Raw genomic sequence first — 18,095 nt, forward strand, 5'->3', positions numbered from 1 at the left:
TTAACTGCGCAATAAAGCTAAAAGGTATGGAATTATAAAATATTTGTGGTTTAACAATTTTGAGTTACAGTTTGGAGGCTTTTACTTGTAGCTTTTCAAGTCTCCTGAGATAAAAATTGAATATTGGGGCTCTTCCTTTTAACTCAATAACCGCTACTTTTTGTTTATTAGTCTCCGCAATGTTAATACTTCTTTCAAGAAATAAGCCGCCTTCCCGGTTAAGCAGAAAAGCGGCTTTTTTTAAATTTTTATATTTCTAACCCCGGTTATACACGTTTGTCCATTCTTTCAGAACATTTTCTGCCTCCGGGGTAAGCTGGCCAGGGAGCAAGCGCCAGCCCCAGTTTCCTTCACCTTGGCCCGGCGTGTTCATGCGGCCTTGCTCATCGATTCCCAATAAATCCTGCAAAGGCAGAATAGCCGTTTTGGCGACGGAGGCGTAGGCTAACCGGCTCATTACCCAGTACATGTCCTCTTCGGTTAAATCGCGGCCTACGTAATGCTCGATTTGCTGGTGGTACTTATGGCCTTCCTGGCGGTACCAACCCAATACGGTGTTGTTGTCGTGGGTGCCGGTGTAAGCAATAAAGTTACGGGCGTAATTATGCGGAATGTAATCGTTCTGCGGCATTTCGTCGCCGAAAGCAAATTGCAGAATTTTCATCCCGGGCAAGTTAAAATCGTCGCGAAGTTTTAAAACCAAGTCGTTGATCTCGCCTAAGTCTTCGGCCACAAACGGCAGGCTGCCTAATTCTTTTTCCATGTAGGTGAAAAAGTCGGCTCCCGGACCGGGTTGCCACACGCCATTGCGGGCGGTGGTGTCGCCGGCCGGTACTTCCCAGTAATCGGCAAAAGCCCGGAAATGATCTAGTCGTACTAAATCATACAATTCTATGTTTTTACGCAGGCGGCCTACCCACCAATCGTAATCGCGTTTTTGGAGTACGTCCCATTTAAAAACGGGCATGCCCCACAACTGGCCATCGTCGCTGAAAGCATCGGGTGGCACACCGGCAACACCGGTCATTTTACCTTCTTCGTCCAGGGCAAAAATCTCGGAATTGCTCCATACATCCACGGAGTCGTAAGAAATATAAAAAGGCATATCGCCGAAAAGCAGAATGCCGCGGTTATTGCAATAGGTGCGCAGGCGTTTCCATTGCTTCGCGAAAATAAACTGTATCCATTTAATTTTATCGAGTGTATCCTGGTTTTGGGCAGTTACCTCGGCTAAGGCTTGTAGTTCGCGTTGCTTAAATTCCTCGGGCCACTGGAACCAGGCCGCGCCGTTATTCTGAGCTTTGAGCACCATGTACAACGCAAAATCATCCAACCAACTGGCTTCGGTTAAGCAATAGTCGAGGAACTGCTGCTGCAAGGTTTGGAATTCGCCATTTTTAAAATTTTGCCAGGCAGTATTTAAAATTGCGTCTTTCACGCGTTGGGCTTCCTGGTAGTCAACGGACCCCGTCTGGGGCAAATAATATTGTTTCAGATCTACATTGGGCAGTAAGCCTTCTTTCGCCAGCAACTCCGGACTAATGAGTAAAGGGTTGCCCGCGCGGCTGGAAATTGAGGAATACGGCGAATAACCCTGGCCTTGTTCAATGGGGTTAAGCGGCAATAACTGCCAGTATTTCTGTTTGCTCCGGTACAGGAAATTCGCAAATTGCCGGGCTTCCGGACCTAAATCCCCAATGCCAAACGGCGAAGGCAAAGAGGTAATGTGTAATAAAATGCCGGCACCGCGCTCATTTACCGCCTGTAGTTTTATAAGGGAAACGGGCAACACACTAAATAAATCCTGCACCGATAGCTCGTGCGCGTATTTACCGGAAGTACGGAGCAGCATGTTTTGCCAATCGGCCGGGGCATTTTTCGGTAGTATTATTTTCGTGTCTTGCCAATCGATGGCGGTTAAATCTATGGTTTCGCCGGAGCTGATGGCGGCTACATGCAAAGGCACGGCTACAATGTACCAGGTGCGCAAATGCTGACGGGCAAAAGCAAAAACATGATCTTTATACTTGCCGGTTACTGCCAACGGAATGTATTTGCCTTTCGCAAAAAGATCGGCGTTGTTGCGGCGCTCCAAAAGCAGGTTGCGCGTGAGCCAAAGTTTCAGGCGGGCATCGTGGCGGTTTTGCCATAAATCCGTCCAGAGGGCTTCTTGCTTGTTCAGGTCGTAGGCGTCTAACTCATCGAGGTAGCGCAAGCGTTGCTCGTAATCTACGGGCCGGCGGTTGTCGGGGTCTACCAGGCTTAAATCCCACAATTCGGTTCCCTGGTAAGTATCGGGGGTACCGGGGCACGTGAATTTTAAAAGTACCTGGGCCAACGAGTTTACCATGCCAAAATCGGCTATTTTTTTAAAAAAAGGCTCAAAACTTTGCCAAAAAGGGGATTGCTTATCTAATAATTTAACCGCAAACTCTTTCGTGGCTTGTTCGTATTCTTCGGCGGGAGTAGTCCAGTTGGAATTTATTTTAGCTTCGCGTAAAGCTTTTGGCAAGTACTCTGCTAACCGGTCGGCAAAGCCGGCTTCCTCTTCCGCCAGAATCGGGTAAGCCCCAACTAAAGTCTGGAAAATAAAGTACGCATCGTTGGCATCGGGCTTATTTTCCTGGATTAAATCCTGGGTGAGTTGCTGCCATTCCTGTACTTTTTCGAGCCATTCTTCGGGCAAATCAGTTAACACGTTTAAGCGCGCCCGCACGTCTTCGCCGCGTTTGGTATCGTGGGTAGCAGTAGCGTTAATGGTTAAGGGCCAGTTTTTCTGCCGATCCTGCATGCGGGCGTGAAACTCTCCGGGGGTATGCCCAAAAGCTTCCGGCGAATCGCCGACTTCGTTGTGGCCCACAAAGCGGTTGTAGGTGTACATCAGGGTGTCTTCTACCCCTTTGGCCATTAACGGCCCGCTAAACTGCATCCAGCGCTGGTAAAACTGCTGCACCCGCTGGTTGTAGACTTCATCTGCTTGTTGCGGCTTTTTCAAAATTACTTCTTCCAGCGTATCCACGGCCGAACCCAGGTCCTTATGGTCGTTCCGCATACGGTCGAAGACCTGGCTTACTTCGGCGGCTTCTTCTTCACTCAACGGAAATTGGTTGCCATAAAAACGGTACACCGGGCATTGTACCAGGAACTCGCCAATGGCTTTTTTTAAATTTTCGGCTTCTTCGGGGTCTAAATGATTATTTTCCGGGAGGTTTAAGTCCTGAAAAAGCTGGTAGAGGTTTTCCCGTTCACCGGCCAGGTGGTGCTCCAGAATATAGGCTTTTTTCTCGTGAATTTGTTCCTGCACCTCGGCGCCTTCGCCTACCAACTGGTGGTAAAATTGGGTAAAAGCTTGTTCGCTGCTGTTCTGGGTAAATAAGTTATTGACCAGCGATAAAAAGTCGTAGCCGGTATTGCCCTGGATGGGCCAGTTTTTCGGAATGTCTTCGCCGGGCTCTAATATTTTTTCAACGATTAAATAGGTTTCTTCGCCGGTATATTGCCGCAGTTGCTCTAAATAGGTAGCTGGGTCGTAAAGGCCGTCGATGTGGTCGATGCGTAAGCCCTGGAAAATACCTTCTTCGCGTAAAGCTTGAATGTACTGGTGGTATGTCTGGAATACTTCTGGATCCTGCATGTTCAAACAAATAAGGCCATTTACCGTGAAGAACCGGCGGTAGTTTATTTGCTTATCGGTTTCCTGCCAATAACACAAGCGGTAGGTTTGCTCATCGGCCATTTGGGCTAATTTTTCCGGGTTGTTATTTATCTCGGCCAGTGATTTTTCCACGGAAGCTTTTACCACTTCGTTTTTCATGAGCCCGGCTAATTGTTGCTGAAAATCGGAAAAAGCGGTGGAGTAGGTGGTTGCATCTTCGGTTTGGTGCAGCTGTTCCAGCGTTGCTAATAGCTGCTGAATGGCCTGAGTGGGCTCACCGGTAGTCAATATGGTTTCGTAAGAATGATAGCCTAAGGGATAAATACTATCGTAGTACTGCAACACAAAACGTTGTTGTTCTTGCGCGTACGCAACTTTTAATTCTTTATTCTGAATAACTTGTTCCAGGGGAGCTCCCAAAAAAGGCACCATCAAACGGCCTTTCATGGTATCGCTGTTGTGGGTAATATCAAAGAACTTGGCATAAGTGGACTGCGGACCTTTTTCCAGCACATCCATGAGCCAGGGATTTTCCGGATGAAAAGCCATGTGGTTCGGTACAATATCCTGCAACCAGCTTATGCCTTGTTCTTTCAGCTTTTTACTGAGGGTTTTCAGTTGTTCTTCGGTGCCAATTTCCGGGTTAATCCGGTGCGGGTTAACGCCATCGTAGCCGTGCGTGCTGCCGGAAGTTGCTTCCAGAATAGGAGAGGCGTATATGGTGCTTACCCCTAGTTTTTGCAGGTAGGCCATCATACCTTCAAAGTCGGAAAAGGTAAAGTCTTTATGAAATTGTAGTCGGTAGGTAGCGACAGGATTATGCATTTTTTTTAAATTTTGACCCCTCCGCCTACGGCACCTCCCCTAAAAACAGGGGAGGAGATGCGGCTGGTCGGGGCGAATGAAATTACTGTGGTTATTGATGTACTAGTAGAGTTTGGTTTAAATTTATCAGCCAAACCTTTCTCAAGTAAACACCTTTTTTTGCATTTTATGTATCATTTAAAAAGGTAGCAAAGCTTACCTACGCAGCTTTATCGGCATCTCCTTCCCTGTTTTTAGGGAAGGTGCCGCAGGCGGAAGGGTCAATCGTTCTGATAAATAATCAAAGATTCGGGTTGTAAGGTGATGCCAATGCCACTGGAAATAGAATCCGGAGCGGCAGCTTTGCCGTTCCACTCAGGTGCGGCCGAATCAAACAATTTCTGCCAGTTGCTGGCGTAAGTGGGTAAAGTAACCGACTGCACTTCCGGGGAGAAATTCAGCAAACAAAGCACATGCTGATTCTCGTGCCAGCGGTGCAACAGTAAAGTTTTGGTGTTTTCGTTACAGACCACATCCAGATGGTGCCGGTTTAAATTTTTTAAAGCCGGGTTTGTTTGGCGAAGCTGAATAAGCGCCTGGTAATACCGGAACAAAGTTTGGTGCGGTTCCTCGTCTAACAAATGCCATTGCAGCTTTGATTGGTTAAAAGTTGCTTCGGATTGCGGATCGGGTGCCTCGCCGAGCGCGTGAAAAGCAGCAAACTCGGCTTTACGGCCCTTACGTACGGCCTCTACTAAATCCGGATCGGTGTGACTGACAAAATACAAGAACGGATGGGGTTCGGCGTATTCTTCGCCCATAAAAAGCATGGGTACATACGGACTCACCAGCACGGCACCGGCCATTAATTTTTGCATTTCCAGGCTTACCAATTGGCTGGTTCGTTCGCCTAACATGCGGTTGCCCACCTGGTCGTGGTTCTGTGAGAAAACAATAAATTGCTGACCCGGGTTGTGTTCGGCTTTTAAACCAAATTTTTTAAACCGATGCGGCGAATATTGCCCATCGTATACGTAAGCGTCCTGGTACGCTTTGGCTAGATGACTAATGCCGGTGAAATCGGAATAATAGCCGGTGCTTTCGCCGGTGGCTGCTACGCGCAAGGCATGGTGAAATTCATCAATCCACTGCGCATCCATGCCAAAGCCTTGTTCTGTTACAAGATTTATAAACTTGGGATCGTTCAAATCCAATTCCACGATTAAATAATGAGTCCGGCCAGTTTCTTGCATCAGCAGGTCCACGTGCATCTTTATTTCGCGCAGAATGTGTACCGCGCTAAAATCTTTAATGGCATGTACGGCATCTAAGCGCAAGGCATCCACGTGAAAATCACGAAACCACATAAGCACATTCTCGATGAAAAACTGCCGTACGCCATCGCACCAGGCATCATCAAAATTTAAGGCATTTCCCCAGGGCGTATTGTATTTATCGGTGAAAAACGGACCGTAAGCTCCCAGATAATTACCTTCCGGCCCCAAGTGGTTATACACTACATCCAGCACCACCGCTATGCCTTTTTGGTGGCAAATATCTACTAAGCGTTGTAAGCCACGCGCTCCCCCGTAGGAATGTTGCACCGCAAACGGAAAAACACCGTCGTAGCCCCAGTTGCGCGTACCCGGAAATTGCGCTACGGGCATTATTTCAATGGTGTTTACGCCTAACTTTTTTAAATAATCCAGCTTGGTTCCTATCGCTTCGAAGGTACCCTCCGGGGTAAAAGTGCCGGTGTGCAGTTCGTACAGAATATAGTCGGCTAAAGGTAAATTCTGCCAGTTCTCGTCCGTCCAGGCAAAATCCATTATATTAATTGCTTCAGAAAAACCGTGTACGCCTTCGGGTTGCGCCAGGGAAGTGGGGTCCGGAAACTCTTGCTCGTTATTCAGCACAAACTTATACCGGTCATGGGGTTGCAGCTCGTGGGTAGTAAGCTGCCAGAAACCCAGGTCTTGTTGGGTAAGCGGTAACGTATTTTTACCGGCCACCTGAATGGCCGCATGGTTTAAAAGCGGAGCCCACAAAACAACGGATGCTTCGCCGGTAGCGGTAAAGTTAACACCAATAGTACGTTGCTGAATAGAAGTGGAATACATGTTAATAGTTGTTAGTTACTGGTTGTTAGTTGCTGGTTGTTATTTGTTGGCATTAGTACATCATCTTTAAATTATAAATGCTGAAAGATGGCAGATAACCGTAATTTGGAATAATACTCAAAGCCGATGGTGTAGTAACTAACAACTAACAACCAGCAACTAACAACTAAATAATAGGATGTTGCAGCAATACAATAGAGCGGGAATCAACCCGGATTTCGTCTTCATCTTTGTAGATTTCCATGGGCTCATCTACTTTGTTCAGGCTGGTGTCCAAAATTTTAGTCCATTTGTCACCGTATTTTTTAAGCGGTAACTTAAACGGCAGCGGGATATCGGAGGCGTTGAAAATAATGTAAAATGAATCGTCGTACACGTGCTCGCCCTTCGGACCTTTGGAGTGCAAACCAATTCCGCTGAAATAAACAGCCAAAGATTTAGCGAAATCCTGGTTCCAGTGCTCCTCGGTCATTTCGGAACCGTCGGGTAAAAACCAGGCAATATCTTCTACGCCAATGCCTTTAATAGGCTGGCCCTGAAACCAACGCCGGCGCCGGAAAATAGGGTGATTCTTACGCAGATGGATTAGTTTACGGGTAAAAGCTAGCAGCTCGGTATCAGCGTTTTGCCAATTAAGCCACGAGATTTCGTTATCCTGACAATAGGCATTGTTATTCCCGTTCTGCGTGCGGCTGATTTCGTCGCCGGCAACCAACATGGGCACGCCTTGCGATAAAAACAAGGTAGTTAAGAAATTACGTTTCTGCCGATTCCGGATGGTGTTTACCCATTCGTCGTCTGTGGGTCCTTCTACGCCACAATTCCAGGAGCGGTTATGATCTTCGCCGTCGTTATTATCTTCACCGTTATGTAAATTGTGCTTTTCGTTGTACGATACTAAATCATTCAGGGTAAAGCCGTCGTGGGCCGTAATAAAATTAATACTGGCCGTGGGCCTACGGTAATCGTCGAGGTATAAATCGGAGCTACCGGTTAGGCGGTTGGCAAATTCCGGTAACATGGCTTGTTCGCCGCGCCAGAAATCGCGCATGCAGTCGCGGTATTTGCCGTTCCACTCGGTCCAGCCGGGCGGAAATTTTCCGACCTGATAGCCCCCTTCGCCAATATCCCAGGGTTCGGCAATTAATTTAACCTGGCTGATAACCGGATCCTGGTGAATAATATCGAAGAAAGAACCTAGCCGGTCCACGTCGTGCAGCTCGCGGGCCAGCGCTGAAGCTAAATCAAAACGGAAACCATCAACATGCATCTCGATAATCCAATAACGCAGACTATCCATTATCAGACGCAGGGTACTGGGCAGCATGGCATTGAGCGTGTTGCCGGTACCGGTATAATCCATGTAGTAACGCTTTTCTTCGGGCATCAGGCGGTAGTATGCCGCATTATCAATGCCCCGAAACGACAAAGTAGGTCCTAACTGGTTGCCTTCGCCAGTATGGTTGTACACCACATCCAGAATAACTTCAATGCCCGCTTTATGAAACTCTTTCACCATGTTCTTAAACTCGGTTACTTGTTCTCCTAACACCCCGCTGCTGGAGTAGCGCACATCCGGGGCAAAAAAGCCAATGGTGTTGTAGCCCCAGTAGTTAGATAAGCCTTTATCCTGTAAAATGCTGTCGTTTACAAAATGGTGCACGGGCATTAATTCAATGGCGGTAATCCCGAGCGACGTTAAATACTGAATGGAAACCGGGTGCACCAGGGCGGCGTAGGTACCCCGGATTTCTTCCGGAATGGCCGGGTGCAGTTTGGTAAAGCCTTTGACGTGGGTTTCGTAAATAATGGATTTATGGTAGGGTGTTTTGGGCGGCTTATCGCCGTCCCAGTTAAAATACGGATCGATTACGACTGCTTTCGGAATATAAGCGGCATTGTCCTGTTCGTTAAAACTTAAATCCCGTTCTTCCGGTTCTTCCTGATTTAAGTTGTAACCAAACATGGCATCGTGCCACTGAATAGTGCCCGATATGGCTTTGGCGTAAGGATCAATCAATACTTTGTTCGCATTAAAGCGGTGGCCGTTGAGCGGGTCGAAAGGGCCGTGTACGCGGTAGCCGTATAGCTGGCCGGGTTTGGCCCAGGGTAAATACACGTGCCATACCTGGTGGGTACGTTCCGAAATTAAAATAATAATACTTTCCGAATCATCTTCGACGGAATCAAACAAGCATAGTTCTACGCCGGTAGCGTTCTCGGCGTAAAGAGCAAAATTAACCCCTTCCCCGTCCCAGGTAGCACCTAAGGGATACGGTTTTCCGGGATAAACAACAGGAGTTTTAATCATAAATGGTTAGTACAAATAGTATTGCAGCTTAGGTTTAAAGTGAATAAAACAGACCATGGGTAGCGTGTACGAATAATATTCAAAAATGGTCGATTCTACTGGTGGTCTTGCTGAAGTCCGGTTTAGCTTATAACTAAAAATCAGAAGCATACACCTGAAAAAACGCAAATAAAATAGCAAACGGATTAAAATGAGTTCTACGATAAAATACCAGCTAATACCAGCCGGGAAGTAGGTAAGTGTTAAAATTCCGTATTTATTTAAATGCTTTGTTCTGATTGGGGTATAAATACGGATAGTAGAATAATAAAGCTAAACCGTAGGAACCTGTTATTATAGTTTTGTACAGGAAAGCACAACCAGGATTATTCATTAAAACCTTCTTCCGTCTCCGGAGAAGCCCGCGGGCGGTAATGTATGCTGGCCCATACTCCTGGGCAGGTTCATAAAACAAACTTCCGGCTATTTGTTAAAATACCTTCTCCAAACCTGCTCCTTATTATATTGATAAAGTTTTCCGGCAGCCGGCTCGTTTTAGCAAGGCTTTCCGGCAGCTGGTCGAAAAGTTTTTTTTAAATTTCTCATTCATCTACCCCCTGCGTACCTTACATTTTTATTTAGGTTAGGTACTTTCTATGCGTAAAATTACTTATGTGTTTTTATTGGCAGCGGGCATTGTTTTAAATGTTCAGGCCCAGGAAACTTTCCCGCGCAATGGCGTGTCCGACGAGCGAGCGGGCTTAGTGGCTTTTACCAACGCTACCATTTTTGTGGACTATCAAACCCGCCTGGATAAAGCCACGTTTATTATTCGAAACGGAAAAGTAGAAGCCGTGGGCACCAACGTGAATATACCGGCCGGTGCCCACGTGGTAAACACCCAGGGAAAATTTATTTACCCCAGTTTTATTGACTTATTTTCCAGTTACGGCATGCCGGCCGTGACGCCGGTAAACGTGACCTATTCCTCGCCGCCGCAAGCTGAAAGTAACCGGAAAGGAGCTTATAACTGGAACCAGGCTATCCGACCGGAAACCAACGCCGCCGAATTATTTAAAGTAGATGCGAAAGTTGCCGAGGATTACCGGAACCAAGGTTTTGGTACCCTTGTAACCCAGCACCCCGATGGCATTGCCCGGGGTACGGCCGCTTTGGTAACGGTAGCGCCTAAACGCGAGAACGAGGTAGTATTGCACGACAAAGTAGCGGCTGGTTTATCTTTTAATCGTGGTTCCTCTACCCAGGATTACCCCAACTCGTTGATGGGGGCCATCGCTTTAATCCGGCAAACTTACCTCGATGCCGAATGGTACCGCCGAAATCCGAATCAGGAACAAAATCTATCCTTGCAAGCTTTTACCGCCAACCAAAAACTACCGCATATTTTTGAAGTACAAGATAAGCTAAATCAATTACGGGCTGATAAAATAGGCGACGAGTTCGGGCAGCAGTATATCTTAAAAGGTCGCGGCGACGAATACCAGATGATCCGGGAAATAAAAGCCACCAATGCCCCCCTCATTGTGCCGGTGAATTTTCCGGAGGCCTATAATGTAGAAGATCCCATGGATGCCGACCGGGTGGCCATGGAAGATTTAAAACACTGGGAAATGGCGCCGGCAAATGCCGCCGTTTTATTTAAAAATAAGGTTGCTTTTGCTTTTACTGCGGCCAATTTAAAAGATAAGAAGCGTTTTCTGGCCAATGTGCGCAAAGCTTTAGCGTACGGACTTCCGGAGAAAGAAGCCTTAAAAGCATTAACCGAAACCCCTGCTCGTTTACTACAAATTCAAAACCAAGTGGGTGCCTTACGGCGGGGCATGATCGCTAATTTTATCATTACCGCGCAGCCAATTTTTCAGGCAGGTAATGCTATTTTGGAAAACTGGATCCAAGGCGAACGGTACTTGGTAAGAACTTTACCAACCGACGTGCGGGGCGTATACACCTTGCAAGTAGGGCCGCAAGCTCCGGTTCGTCTGGAAATCACTGGCCAGCCCGAAAAGCCCGATGCTCGCCTTATTTTTAAAAATTCTTCGGAAAAAGATACTACCAAAATAAAAGCGCGCCTTACTTTAACTAATGACTTTATTACATTGGCTTATTCGCCGGATAGTAAAAATCCGGAAAGTGTAATTCGTTTAAGTGGCTGGTATGGTTCCGGTAGAAATAATTTCCAAGGATCGAGGCAATTAGCCGATGCTGCTCCGGTAAAATGGTCGGCTACCTTAATTACCTCTTTCGAAAAACCCGGGCCGCTGGCAACAGGTACGCAAGTGAGTCCGGCTGCTCCGGTAGGTGCCCTGGTTTATCCGTTTACAGTTTTTGGACGCACCACTTTGCCGAAAGCCGAAGTTGTTTTGATTAAAAATACAACCGTTTGGACCAACGAGTCGGAAGGCCGCTTAGAAAATGCCGATGTATTGCTACGCAACGGCAAAATTGAAAAAGTAGGTAAAAACTTAGCCAGCAACGGTGCAAAAGTAATTGATGGCACCAACAAGCACCTGACGCCCGGCATTATTGACGAACACTCGCACATTGCCATTAGCCATTCGGTAAACGAAGGTACCCAGTCCGTTACCGCCGAAGTACGCATTGGCGATGTAATAGATCCGGAAGATATTAATATTTACCGGCAACTGGCGGGTGGGGTAGTAGCGGCGCAATTACTGCATGGCTCGGCTAATCCTATTGGGGGACAATCCGCTTTAATAAAACTACGCTGGGGACTCGGACCGGAAGACCTAAAAATTAAGGGAGCCGATCACTACATTAAATTTGCCTTAGGCGAAAATGTGAAACACAGTAACCGAAGTCCGCAGCACAACGTGCGTTTTCCGCAAACCCGCATGGGCGTAGAACAAGTGTACGTCGATGCCTTTCAACGAGCCAAAGAATACGACCTGGCCTGGCAAAATTTTAAAAAATTATCGCGTTCCGCGCAAATGAAAGTAGGGACGCCGCGCCGCGACCTGGAACTGGAAGCTTTAGTTGAAATTTTAAATAAGCAGCGTTTTATCACCTGCCATTCGTACGTGCAATCGGAAATTAACATGCTTTTAAAAGTGGCCGACCAGATGGGCTTTCAGGTAAATACGTTTACGCACATTCTGGAAGGGTACAAAGTAGCCGACAAAATGAAACAACACGGCTCGGGCGCTTCTACTTTTTCGGATTGGTGGGCTTATAAAATGGAAGTGAAAGATGCAATTCCGTACAATGCCGCTTTAATGACCAACGTAGGCTTGGTAACCGCTATTAACTCCGACGATGCCGAAATGGCCCGCCGCCTGAACCAAGAAGCCGCTAAAACGGTGAAATACGGCGGTTTGTCCGAAGAAGAAGCGTTGAAATTGGTTACCTTAAATCCGGCCAAATTACTGCACCTCGATGCCCGCATGGGTAGCCTGAAACCCGGTAAAGATGCTGATGTGGTGCTTTGGACCGATCACCCTTTATCTATTTACGCCAAAGCCGAAAAAACTTTTGTGGATGGCATCCTTTATTTTGATTTGGCCACTGATCAGCAACTGCGTCAGGAGCGGGATAAAGAGCGGCAACGTTTAATCCAGAAAATGCTGGCGGCCAAACAATCCGGCGAACCCACACAACCCGTACCGCTTAGTCAAAAAGGCGCTGTAAAACACTGCGAAGATGTAGTGGCGGAATAAGTAATTTGTCGTAGTTTGTTATAAATTAAAAATATAGTTACAAAGGTGCAGCGCAACTTAAAATACTAGCATATCCAAGCGCAAGTCTCGATTCGCTAAGCCGTGCGATGGTGAAAAAATTTTTAAAAATTTAAAAAAATCATAGACTATAGACCGTGGACTGTATACTAAGTAGTAAGACACAAGTATCAAGACAAAATAAAATAATTTAAATATCAGTGATTTAACCTTGTATTTATAATATTGGAATGTATCTTTTAATTTGTCCTTTTACTTAAATACATGAAATATAAAATATTCGTCAGCTTGTTTCTAGTATCCTGTACCACCTGGGCGCAAGTACCAGCACCGGCTCCTAAGCAAGTAAAACCCGTTTTACTAACCGGGGCTACGCTGCACGTAGGCAATGGTACCGTAATCGAAAAAGCCGCCGTGGCGTTTGATCAAGGTAAAATTACGTATGCCGGCCCAGTGGCCAACGCTCCGGCAGCTACTGGTTTTGACGTAATAGAAGTAAGTGATCAGCATATTTACCCCGGTCTTATCCAGCCCAATACCCAATTAGGATTGAGCGAAATAGAAGCCGTGCGCGCTACCCGCGACGACCAGGAGGTTGGTATTTTAAACCCGAACGTCCGCGCTTTAGTGGCTTACAACACCGATTCTGATATTTTACCTACTATTCGAGCGAACGGGGTTTTATTGGTGCAGGCCACGCCTGTGGGAGGTACCATCTCGGGTTCATCGTCGGTGATGCAACTGGATGCCTGGAACTGGGAAGATGCCGTGCTAAAAGCCGACGATGGCTTGCACCTGAACTGGCCCGTAATCCCCCGACCAACGCTGGCGGATGCTCCAAATGTAGCCGAAGTGGTGCAAAACCGCCATAACAGTTTGCTTGAACTACAACAGCTTTTTACGGACGCTGCCGCGTTTACCATGGCCGTTAATAAAAAGCAAAATTTAAAATTAGCGGCTTTAAAAGGATTATGGGAAGGTACTAAAAAATTATACTTGCACGCCAATGGGGCCAAAGAAATGATTGAAGGAGTCCGGTTCGCTAAAAAAAACGGGGTAAAAGAGGTGGTAATAGTAGGCGGCTATGATAGCTGGAAAATTACGGATTTCTTGCGGGAACAAAACATACCGGTAATTCTGTCGGGGATTCACGCCCTACCCAACCGAACCGTTGATGATGTAGACTTGCCCTATAAATTACCTTTTTTACTGCAGCAAGCCGGAATTTTGTTTAGTTTAAACTACGATGGGGCCTTGCACGGGCACCGAAATTTACCTTTTATTGCCGGAACAGCGGTAGCCTACGGGCTTACCAAAGAACAAGCGCTGACCGCTATTTCGGGTAACACGGCTAAAATACTGGGTATTCAGCAACAAACCGGCACCGTGGAGGTGGGCAAGGATGCTACTTTAGTCGTGTCTTCCGGTGATTTGCTGGATATGCGCACCAATAATGTTACCTCCGCGTACATTCAAGGCCGTAAAATTAACCTAACGGATAAACAAAAAGCTTTGTACCAAAAATTTAAAAATAAGTACGAGGCTCAGAAGTAATCCTTCCGCGCCCTAGTTGGCGGATATAAATCTGCGAAATCTTTTTTATTCTCGGGTAATTCGCGATCAGCTGCGGTCCAGAACTTTCTCGTGGGGTAAATTCATTAAATATTTGCCGTAACCGCTTTTAACTAATGGGGCCGCAATTTTCTGGAGTTGTTCGGCACTAATAAAATTCATGCGGTAGGCAATTTCTTCGATGCAGCCTATTTTTAGGCCTTGCCGTTCTTCAATTACCTGTACAAAAGTAGCGGCTTGCATCAGCGAATCAAAAGTACCCGTATCGAGCCAGGCCGTGCCCCGGCCCAGAATGCCTACTTTTAGCTTACCCCGCCGCAAATATTCCTGGTTGACATCGGTAATTTCGTACTCGCCCCGCGGGCTGGGCTTTAAATCCCGGGCAATTGAAATAACCTCGTTGTCGTAAAAATACAAACCCGGTACAGCGTAGTTCGACTTGGGTTGTTTAGGCTTTTCTTCAATAGAAATAACGTTATTATTAGCGTCGAACTCCACTACGCCGTAGCGTTCCGGATCACCCACGTGATACGCATACACCACGCCTCCATCCGGATTGTTATTGCTTTGCAGCAGCTCGCTTAACCCGGCCCCGTAAAAAATATTATCGCCCAAAACCAAGGCTACTTTGTCCGGACCGATAAAATCGGCACCAATTACAAAAGCCTGAGCTAACCCGTTTGGCTCCTCCTGAATAGCATACTGAAAATTACAGCCCAATTCCTGGCCATCGCCCAGCAATTTTTTAAATAAAGGATTATCGTGCGGTGTGGTGATCAATAAAATATCCCGAATACCGGCCATCATCAGAATAGAAAGCGGATAATAAATCATGGGTTTATCATAAACCGGCATTAATTGCTTACTCACGGCCAGGGTGAGCGGATGAAGTCGGGTACCAGAGCCACCGGCGAGAATAATTCCTTTCATATTTTTAGTCGAGGGTCCATAGTCGATAGACCCTTGTTTTAGGTGGTTAAATGGTTAAAGTGCTGAATGGTTGAATGGTTAGATTGTTAAATGGTCGTATTGCTAATTTTTAAAATTTATAAATTAAATAAGCCGATATTGCTCAAAAAAACACTTTAAGTTTTCAACAATTCAGCAAATTAGCAATTCAACAATTTAACCATTCAACAATCCAGCAATTTAACTATTATAAATAAAGTCCTGGTTATTACGAAACCAATCCAGGGTAATCTGTAAACCTTCTTTAATTTTAATTTTCGGATCGTAGCCCAGCAAGGTCCGGGCTTTTGTAATATCGGCTAAGCTGTCGCGGATATCGCCGGCTCGTTCGGGTCCGTACAAAGGACTTAAATCGGATTGGCCTTCTTCTTTTAAGATTTTAAATAAATCGTTGAGCGAAGTACGATCGCCCACGGCAATGTTATACACCTGATTGAGCGCTTCCGGATGTTGCACTAAGGCCGCCCGGATATTCGCCTCCACGCAATTCTCTACAAAGGTAAAATCGCGGGTTTGGTTGCCATTGCCGTTCATGTGCGGTGGCTTGTTTTTTAAAACCGCTTCAATAAACAAGGGAATAACGGCCGCATACGCACCGTTTGGATCTTGCCGCGGGCCAAAAATATTAAAATACCGCAAGCCGATAATTTCCATGCCATATGTTTTACCAAAAACATCGGCGTATAACTCATTAGCGTATTTAGTTACCGCGTACGGCGACAAAGGACGACCAATATTTTCTTCTACTTTCGGCAGTGCTTTGCTGTCGCCGTAAGTAGAGGAGGAAGCAGCATAAACAAAACGCTTTACCTGTTGATCTTTGGCAGCGGTGAGCATATTTACAAAGCCGCTGATATTTACTTCATTGGTAGTAATCGGGTCTTTAATGCTGCGCGGCACCGACCCTAAGGCAGCTTGATGCAATACTATATCCATTCCGGCGCAGGCTTGCTGACAAATTTCTGCCTCTCGAATGTCTCCCTCAATTAGTTCAAAGCGCGGGTCGTTTTGGTAAGGTTGTATGTTTTTTAAAAAACCATTAGAGAAATTATCCAGTACCCGTACTTTGCCAACGTGATACTTTAATAAATACTCCACAAGATTAGAACCAATAAAGCCGCCCCCTCCCGTAACTAAAAAAGATAAATTTTCGAGCGGTTGCTGATGAAAGAGATTTTCGTACACGTTTTTTTAAATCAAAGATTAAAATTTACAAACATTCCAGCTTACATAATTATGAGTAATATACATTCAGACTAAATATTTTAATTAATTATATCCATCTTCCATTTTGTAAGTTTACGCGGCGTATTTCTAATATGTGTTCGAATGCCTAGATAAGATATTCCTACTCCTAATCCCGTTAGGAAAATAGTCCCGGCGGTTCCGCCATCGTCCTCGACAAACGTATTACAATTTGAGCAATCCGGCTCAGAACTAGTAGAAGATGCAATGGCTCCAACCGCCATTACTGCACTTAAAGAGGTTAATACTGAACCTAAGAATCCAGAACCTTTCTTTACTTCTCCAAATCTTTGAATATCTGCAATGTTAATTGTATTACCACCAATAGTTAATGTAGAGGCAGAAATCTCCGAGAGTATACCTGTAGATGCTTTGATTTGTCCGTCTTGTGTGGTTGCTTCTGCGTAGCCAACTCGTTTACCAATGGTAATTAATTTTAATTTTTTACCAGATTTAATATTTGTTAATTGAATACCCTTTTGGGCACTAACGTCAGAAATAAAGATTGATAAAAAGAAAAGAATAGCAAACACACTCTTTTTAAAGAATAGTGTAGACATAATTTTAAGCATAATAAGTTGTTTTATGTAACTGGAAGATCTCTAGTACTTCTAAATGAATTTACCGCGTGTATTGCTGTTCGTAGTAGCTCTGGTAGGTGCCGGAGGTAACGTGTTCCAGCCATTCGGTATTTTGCAAGTACCACTCTACGGTTTGGGCCAAACCTTGCTCAAAAGTAACGGATGGTTGCCAACCTAATTCCCGGATAATTTTAGTAGAATCAATGGCGTAGCGTAAATCGTGCCCGGCCCGGTCGGTAACAAAGGTGATGAGTTGCTGCGAGGTGCCCACTGGTTTACCGGTTTTTTCATCCATCACATCGCAGAGCAGCCGGATTAAATCAATGTTTTTCCATTCGTTTACCCCGCCAATATTGTAGGTTTCGCCCACTTTGCCTGTATGAAAAATTGCATCAATGGCCGTAGCATGATCTTTTACAAAAAGCCAGTCGCGCACGTTTTCGCCTTTGCCGTAAACCGGCACGGGTTTGTTGTTGCGGATATTATTAATGGCCAGCGGTATTAGTTTTTCGGGAAAATGGTTCGGGCCATAGTTATTGGAACAGTTCGATACTTTTACGGGCAAACCGTAGGTGTCGTGGTAAGCCCGTACAAAATGATCGGAACTAGCTTTGGAAGCCGAATACGGCGAATGCGGATCGTATTTGGTATCTTCGGTAAACAGGCCGGTTTCGCCCAGCGAGCCGTACACTTCATCGGTAGATACGTGGTAAAATAAATGTTCTTCGTAATTCCCGTTCCAGGTTTCGCGGGCGGCATTTAGCAGATTTACCGTGCCGATAACGTTGGTAAACACAAAAGCCAGCGGATCGGTAATGGAACGGTCCACGTGCGACTCAGCGGCTAAATGAATAACCGCATTAAATTGCTGTTCTTGGAATAACTCCGTAATAAACCCGGCATCTACAATATCGCCTTTTACAAAGGCGTAATTAGGCTGATTTTCGATATCGCGCAGGTTTTCTAAATTTCCAGCGTAGGTAAGTTTATCCAGATTTACAATTTGATAATCGGGGTATTTGTTTACAAACAAACGCACGACGTGCGAACCAATAAAACCGGCGCCGCCGGTAATGAGAATTTTCATGCGGAACAGAATTAAAAATATAGCGCTACAAAAGTTTGATTTTGCCGGGCAGAAAAGTA

9 protein-coding genes are annotated in these 18,095 nt (G+C 45.8%); 2 read left to right on the forward strand and 7 right to left on the reverse strand.

What is annotated here, in order from left to right; genetic code table 11:
• Positions 1-256: 256 nt before the first annotated feature.
• The 3 genes from treY to glgX form a co-directional block, all read right to left on the reverse strand.
• Positions 257-4,480 (reverse strand): malto-oligosyltrehalose synthase, encoded by a 4,224-nt coding sequence (gene treY / locus AHMF7616_RS06370; RefSeq protein ID WP_115372130.1) that lies wholly within the window; start codon positions 4,478-4,480, stop codon positions 257-259.
• A gap of 260 nt (positions 4,481-4,740) precedes the next feature.
• Positions 4,741-6,579, reverse strand: coding sequence for a malto-oligosyltrehalose trehalohydrolase (gene treZ, locus AHMF7616_RS06375; protein WP_115372131.1), 1,839 nt, complete (start codon positions 6,577-6,579; stop codon positions 4,741-4,743).
• Between the two features lie 166 nt (positions 6,580-6,745).
• The gene (gene glgX, locus AHMF7616_RS06380; RefSeq protein ID WP_115372132.1) at positions 6,746-8,890 is read right to left on the reverse strand and encodes a glycogen debranching protein GlgX; all 2,145 of its coding nucleotides are present in this window, start codon (positions 8,888-8,890) and stop codon (positions 6,746-6,748) included.
• Between the two features lie 635 nt (positions 8,891-9,525).
• Here glgX and AHMF7616_RS06390 point away from each other — a divergent pair.
• Both AHMF7616_RS06390 and AHMF7616_RS06395 read left to right on the forward strand, forming a co-directional pair.
• Complete coding sequence (locus AHMF7616_RS06390) at positions 9,526-12,564, forward strand: amidohydrolase family protein (RefSeq protein WP_115372134.1); 3,039 nt, start codon at positions 9,526-9,528, stop codon at positions 12,562-12,564.
• A gap of 282 nt (positions 12,565-12,846) precedes the next feature.
• A complete protein-coding gene (locus AHMF7616_RS06395) occupies positions 12,847-14,136 on the forward strand; it encodes an amidohydrolase family protein (protein ID WP_115372135.1) in 1,290 nt (429 codons plus the stop codon).
• 66 nt (positions 14,137-14,202) lie between these two features.
• Here the strand turns inward: AHMF7616_RS06395 and rfbA are convergent, their stop codons facing one another.
• The 4 genes from rfbA to rfbB form a co-directional block, all read right to left on the reverse strand.
• Positions 14,203-15,084 carry a glucose-1-phosphate thymidylyltransferase RfbA gene (rfbA, locus tag AHMF7616_RS06400; protein ID WP_115372136.1) on the reverse strand — a complete coding sequence of 294 codons (882 nt, stop codon included), beginning with the start codon at positions 15,082-15,084 and terminating at the stop codon, positions 14,203-14,205.
• Positions 15,085-15,303: 219 nt separating this feature from the next.
• Entirely contained in the window at positions 15,304-16,308 is a 1,005-nt protein-coding gene (locus tag AHMF7616_RS06405; protein WP_115372137.1) for an SDR family oxidoreductase, read from the reverse strand.
• A gap of 80 nt (positions 16,309-16,388) precedes the next feature.
• Positions 16,389-16,928, reverse strand: coding sequence for a hypothetical protein (locus AHMF7616_RS06410; protein WP_147275619.1), 540 nt, complete (start codon positions 16,926-16,928; stop codon positions 16,389-16,391).
• A gap of 61 nt (positions 16,929-16,989) precedes the next feature.
• Positions 16,990-18,036: a dTDP-glucose 4,6-dehydratase gene (rfbB, locus tag AHMF7616_RS06415; RefSeq protein ID WP_115372139.1), complete on the reverse strand. Its 1,047-nt coding sequence runs from the start codon at positions 18,034-18,036 to the stop codon at positions 16,990-16,992.
• Positions 18,037-18,095: the final 59 nt, after the last annotated feature.

Source organism: Adhaeribacter pallidiroseus (assembly GCF_003340495.1).
GTDB classification, from domain to species: Bacteria; Bacteroidota; Bacteroidia; order Cytophagales; family Hymenobacteraceae; genus Adhaeribacter; species Adhaeribacter pallidiroseus.